A 5,333-nucleotide genomic window follows, 5' to 3' on the forward strand; every position below is an offset into this window, starting at 1 on the left:
GTGCGGGCGCGCCCAGCAGGGCGGCCGCCCCGGCGCCGGCGGCCAGCACCGCACGCCGGGCGGGCCGGGCGCAGGGGGAGCTGCGGGAGGCGTCCGGCGCCCGGGGGGCCTTGGGGGCGCGGGGTGCGTCGGGGGTGCGGGGGGTGGTGCCGGGGATGCGAGGGGTGTCGCAGGTGCGGGGCTTGTCGGGATCGACGCCGGCACCGGTCTCGGACATGCGGGGCTCCTCTGCGGACCGACGGGAGGTCTCAGGCGGCATCGGGCACGCGCAGCACCTCGGTGCTGCCGCGTGCGGCGAGGTGGCGCGGGTCATCGGCGAGCCCGGCCGGCACCGCGCAGGGGCGGACCCCGTCCGCGGTGAGCCGCCCCCGCCGGAAGTGCACGACGGTGGCCGCGCCCCGGTCCGAACGGGCGCCGCGTTTCGATGAGTCTGGTCCACGGGCGCCGTGCCGGTAAGTGCGCCGAAATGGACAGCGGGATCTCGGTCACACGGCGCCGTTCGCCCGGCGGGGCCGGCGTGACGGCGCCCGCCGCCTCGTACCCCGCCCGGCGTCACCGGGCCGCGATAACGGCGGCCGGTCAGGGCAGGATCGCGTACGGTCCGGCCGTCGCCCCGGGGCGCGGGCAGGCGCCCCGGGCCCGCACGGGCGGGCGGACGGGAATCGAACCCCGCGAGAGCACGGCGCCGCCACCGGCGTCGCATACTGAATCCCGAAACCCACTGGAGCCGCCACCGTGACCCACCCCACCGCCCCCTTCCCCGCGTCGGGGCCCGCCGCCCCCGCGGCCGGACCCACCGTGGCGATCGACATCGGCGGGACGAAGATCGCCGGTGCGCTGGTGCACCCCGACGGCACGATGACGGCCACCACCCGCCGCCCCACCCCCCGCGGCGCGGACCCGGACGCGGTCATGGCGGCCGTGGCCGAGGTCGTCGCCGACCTGGCGGGCTCGCCGCTGTGGGGGTCGGCCGTGCGCTGCGGAATCGGCAGCGCCGGTCCGGTGGACGCCTCCCGGGGCACCGTGAGCCCGGTCAACATCGGCGCGTGGCGGGACTTCCCCGTCACGGAGCGGGTCTCGGCGGAACTCGCGGCGCGGGGCGCCGCCGTGCCGACCGTGCTCGTCGGCGACGGCGTGGCGATGACCGCGGCCGAGCACTGGCTGGGCGCGGCCCGGGGCCACGCCAACGCCCTGTGCATGGTGGTCTCCACCGGAGTCGGCGGCGGCCTCGTGCTGAACAACCAGCTCCACCCCGGCCCCACCGGCAACGCGGGCCACATCGGCCACATCAGCGTGTCCTTCGACGGCGAACCGTGCGTCTGCGGCGGACGCGGCTGCGTCGAGTCCCTCGCCTCGGGCACCGCCATCGCCCGCTGGGCGGCGGCCCAGGGCTGGACGCCGGCGGCCCGGGCGGGCCGGCCCGGCGACGCCTCGGCGGCGGGCGTGGCCGCGGCGGCCGAGGCAGGCGACCCGATCGCCCTGGCCGCCTTCGACCGCGCGGGCCGTGCCCTGGCGGCGGCCATCGCCGCCACCGCGACCCTCGTGGAGACGGACATCGCGGTGATCGGCGGCGGCGTCGCCGCCTGCGGAGACACCCTGTTCGCCCCGATCCGCACGCACCTCGCGGGCTACGCCGCGCTGTCCTTCGTCCGCGACCTCACCGTGGTCCCGGCCACCCTCGGTACCCACGCCGGCCTGATCGGCGCGGCGGCCGCCGCGACGATGCTGCTCCCCGCGTGACCGCGACGCGGCGCGCCCCCGCCGCCGGGGCGGCGGGCCCGGCGGCGCGGGTCAGGGTTTGACCGAGCGGTAGTAGCGGCCCGCGCCCTCGTGCAGGTCCAGCGGGTCGGTGTAGATCGCCGTCCGCAGGTCCACCAGCTGGGCCGCGTGCACCTGGTGCCCGATGTCGTCCCGGCTGTGGATCACCGTGCGCGTGAACTGCTCCGTCAGACCGGCGTCCGTGCCCGCCGTGGTCACCAGCAGGTTCGGTACGGCCAGGGTCGCCACCGCGCTGGTGTTCCGCGCCCGCTTGTACGCGTCCTGCGGCATCACCGCCGCCCGGTAGTACCGCGCCGGGCTCCCGCCGCCCTGCAACTGCTCCACCAGGTCGCCGAGCTGCACGAGGCGGATGTCGAAGCGCTCCGACAGCTCGCGCACGGCGCTCGTCGGAAGGCCGCCGGACCAGAAGAAGGCGTCGATCCGCCCGGCCTCCAACTCGGCCGGCATGGTGTCGATGCCGATGGACACCGGGGTGATGTCCCGCGCCGGGTCCAGCTTCGCCGCCGTCAGCAGCCGCTCCGAGACCAGCCGCACCCCGGACCCGGGCTGGCCGATGGCCACCCGCTTGCCCCGCAGGTCACGCGCCGACTGCACCGGGGACCCGGCCGGCACCACCAGCTGCACGTAGTCGTCGTAGAGCCGCGCGAGCCCGCGCAGCTGCCCCGCGCCGGGCTTGCCGTCCAGCCGGTACTTGGCCACCGCGTCCGCCGTCGCCACCGTGAAGTCCGCCTCCCCGGCCGCCAGCCGCTGGAGGTTCTGCTGCGAGCCCTCGCTGGGAGCCAGCCGCACCCTCACCCCCGGCATGTCCCGGCCGAGCTCCTGCTCCAGCAGCTGCCCGTAGCGGTGGTAGACCCCGGTCCGCACGCCCGTGCTGAAGGTCAACTCGCCTCCGAGCTCGGGCTCCGCGAACGGTTTGAGCCACCACAGCAGCACACCGAGCGCAGCGAGGACCGCCACCAGTGCCCGCAGGGCATGGCGCCTGCTGACGCGCGGCGGTACGGAAGGCATGGCGCGATCCTGCCACCCGCCCCCCGTTCTGTCACGGGCCTTCCGCGGGGGCGGGCTCCGCGGGGGCCCGGGGCCTGTCCGGCACCGCCTACCCTTGTCGTATGACCAGCAGCGACCGGAGCCAGGCAGTGGACGTGAAGAGAAGCTACGAGGTGCGCACCTACGGGTGCCAGATGAACGTGCACGACTCCGAGCGGCTCTCCGGTCTGCTGGAGGACGCCGGCTACGTCCGGGCGCCCGAGAACGCCGACGGCGACGCCGATGTCGTGGTCTTCAACACCTGCGCGGTCCGCGAGAACGCGGACAACAAGCTCTACGGCAACCTCGGCCGGCTGGCCCCGATGAAGACGAAGCGCCCCGGCATGCAGATCGCCGTCGGCGGCTGCCTCGCGCAGAAGGACCGCGACACCATCGTCAAGAGGGCCCCCTGGGTCGACGTGGTCTTCGGCACGCACAACATCGGCAAGCTCCCCGTGCTGCTGGAGCGCGCCCGCGTCCAGGAGGAGGCCCAGGTCGAGATCGCCGAGTCGCTGGAGGCCTTCCCCTCCACCCTCCCGACCCGCCGCGAGTCCGCGTACGCCGCCTGGGTCTCGATCTCGGTCGGCTGCAACAACACCTGCACCTTCTGCATCGTCCCCGCGCTGCGCGGCAAGGAGGAGGACCGCCGTCCCGGCGACATCCTCGCCGAGGTCGAGGCCCTGGTCGCCGAGGGCGTCTCGGAGATCACCCTGCTCGGCCAGAACGTCAACGCGTACGGCTCCGACCTCGGCGACCGCGAGGCGTTCAGCAAGCTGCTGCGCGCCTGCGGGCAGATCGAGGGCCTGGAGCGGGTCCGCTTCACCTCCCCCCACCCGCGCGACTTCACCGACGACGTGATCGCGGCGATGGCCGAGACCCCGAACGTCATGCCGCAGCTGCACATGCCGATGCAGTCCGGCTCGGACCCGATCCTCAAGGCGATGCGGCGCTCGTACCGGCAGGAGCGCTTCCTCGGCATCATCGAGAAGGTCCGCGCCGCGATCCCGCACGCCGCGATCTCCACCGACATCATCGTGGGCTTCCCCGGCGAGACGGAGGAGGACTTCCAGCAGACGATGCACGCCGTGCGCGAGGCCCGCTTCGCGAACGCCTTCACCTTCCAGTACTCCAAGCGCCCCGGCACCCCCGCGGCCGAGATGGACGGGCAGATCCCCAAGGAGGTCGTGCAGGACCGCTACATGCGCCTGGTGGCCCTCCAGGAGGAGATCTCCTGGGAGGAGAACAAGAAGCAGGTCGGCCGCACCCTGGAGGTCATGGTCGCGGAGGGCGAGGGCCGCAAGGACGGCGCCACGCACCGGCTGTCGGGGCGTGCGCCCGACAACCGGCTGGTCCACTTCACCAAGCCCGGGGTCGAGGTCCGCCCGGGAGACGTGGTCACCGTCGACATCACCTACGCGGCCCCGCACCACCTGCTGGCCGAGGGGCCGACGCAGTCCGTGCGCCGCACCCGCGCCGGTGACGCCTGGGAGAAGCGCAACGCCGCTCCGGCGCAGCCGGCGGGCGTCATGCTCGGCATCCCGACCCTGGGCGTCCCGGCGCCGCTGCCGGCCGCCACGTCGGGCTGCGCGGCCGGCTCCTGAGTCGGATGGGGGGCGCGCCGCAGCCGCCCCCCACCCGTCGGCACGGGGGCGCCGCAGGGGCGTGAGGGGCGGCTAGGCTGCGGATCATGCTCGTAGCCGCTGCCGTCTGTCCCGCCCCGCCGCTGCTCGTGCCGGAGGTCGCCGCCGGCGCCGCCGCCGAACTCGGCGACGCCCGTACCGCCTGCTCCGACGCGCTGGCGGTGCTCGCCGCCTCCCGCCCCGACCTGCTGGTCGTCGTCGGCCCGACCGACCCCGACCACGCGGGCCCCTACCCGCAGGGCGCCCGGGGCGGCTTCCGCGGCTTCGGGGTCGAGTCCGACGTACGGCTGGGGGAGGGCGAGGAGGGGCCGCGCCTGCTGCCGCCCTCGCTCGCGGTCGGCGCCTGGCTGCTCGGCCGCGCCCGCTGGGGCTCCGCCCCGGTCGAGGGGCTCGGGGTGGCGGAGGGCCTGGACACCGGGGAGTGCCTGGAAGCCGGCCGCAGACTCGCCACCCGCGAGGCCCGCGTCGCGCTGCTCGTGATGGGCGACGGCAGCGCCTGCCGCACCCTGAAGGCCCCCGGTTACCTCGACGAGCGCGCCGCAGCCTTCGACGCGGCGGCCGCCGCCGCCCTCGGCGCCGCCGACACAACCGCGCTCACCGCCCTCGACGCCGGGCTCGCCGCCGAGCTCATGGCCGCCGGACGGGCCCCCTGGCAGGTACTGGCCGGCGCCGCGTCCGACGCGGGCCTCGGGGGCCGGCTGCTCTACGAGGACGCCCCGTACGGGGTCGGCTACTTCGTCGCCGCCTGGTCCTGACGGGCATGCCGAAGGGGGGGGGGGTGAGCGGTTACCCCCCCCCCTAGGCCAACCCCGGGGGGGGGCCCCCGCGGCGGGGGCGCCCCCGGGGGGTGGGTGTGGGGGGGAATTGCCCCGGCCAACCACGCCAATG

5 protein-coding genes and 1 pseudogene are annotated in these 5,333 nt (G+C 75.9%); 3 read left to right on the forward strand and 3 right to left on the reverse strand.

Features of this window, described 5'->3' with window-relative positions; genetic code table 11:
• Positions 1 to 217, reverse strand: a pseudogene (locus tag ACFWUQ_RS30995) (hypothetical protein); the annotation flags it as partial.
• Between the two features lie 31 nt (positions 218 to 248).
• The gene (locus ACFWUQ_RS31000; RefSeq protein WP_384544668.1) at positions 249 to 383 is read right to left on the reverse strand and encodes a hypothetical protein; all 135 of its coding nucleotides are present in this window, start codon (positions 381 to 383) and stop codon (positions 249 to 251) included.
• 415 nt (positions 384 to 798) lie between these two features.
• On the opposite strand from ACFWUQ_RS31000, the gene ACFWUQ_RS31005 reads away from it, so the two are divergent.
• A complete protein-coding gene (locus ACFWUQ_RS31005; protein WP_384544676.1) occupies positions 799 to 1,740 on the forward strand; it encodes an ROK family protein in 942 nt (313 codons plus the stop codon).
• A 51-nt stretch (positions 1,741 to 1,791) separates the two neighbouring features.
• Here ACFWUQ_RS31005 and ACFWUQ_RS31010 read toward each other — a convergent pair whose 3' ends face one another.
• Positions 1,792 to 2,787 (reverse strand): TAXI family TRAP transporter solute-binding subunit, encoded by a 996-nt coding sequence (locus ACFWUQ_RS31010; RefSeq protein WP_384544670.1) that lies wholly within the window; start codon positions 2,785 to 2,787, stop codon positions 1,792 to 1,794.
• Positions 2,788 to 2,888: 101 nt separating this feature from the next.
• Between ACFWUQ_RS31010 and miaB the strand changes: the two genes are divergently transcribed.
• Complete coding sequence (gene miaB, locus ACFWUQ_RS31015) at positions 2,889 to 4,406, forward strand: tRNA (N6-isopentenyl adenosine(37)-C2)-methylthiotransferase MiaB (protein WP_384544672.1); 1,518 nt, start codon at positions 2,889 to 2,891, stop codon at positions 4,404 to 4,406.
• A gap of 86 nt (positions 4,407 to 4,492) precedes the next feature.
• On the forward strand, positions 4,493 to 5,200 hold the full coding sequence (locus tag ACFWUQ_RS31020) for a hypothetical protein (RefSeq protein ID WP_384544674.1): 708 nt from the start codon (positions 4,493 to 4,495) through the stop codon (positions 5,198 to 5,200).
• Positions 5,201 to 5,333 lie beyond the last annotated feature (133 nt).

Source organism: Streptomyces sp. NPDC058662, from assembly GCF_042716255.1.
Lineage (GTDB): Bacteria > Actinomycetota > Actinomycetes > Streptomycetales > Streptomycetaceae > Streptomyces.

What these genes read in the sequence shown, in the direction of transcription:
- ACFWUQ_RS31010 (WP_384544670.1), bottom strand. Translation starts at nt 2,787, where the DNA reads ATGCCTTCCGTACCGCCGCGCGTCAGCAGGCGCCATGCCCTGCGGGCA.
- miaB (WP_384544672.1), top strand. Translation starts at nt 2,889, where the DNA reads ATGACCAGCAGCGACCGGAGCCAGGCAGTGGACGTGAAGAGAAGCTAC.
- ACFWUQ_RS31020 (WP_384544674.1), top strand. Translation starts at nt 4,493, where the DNA reads ATGCTCGTAGCCGCTGCCGTCTGTCCCGCCCCGCCGCTGCTCGTGCCG.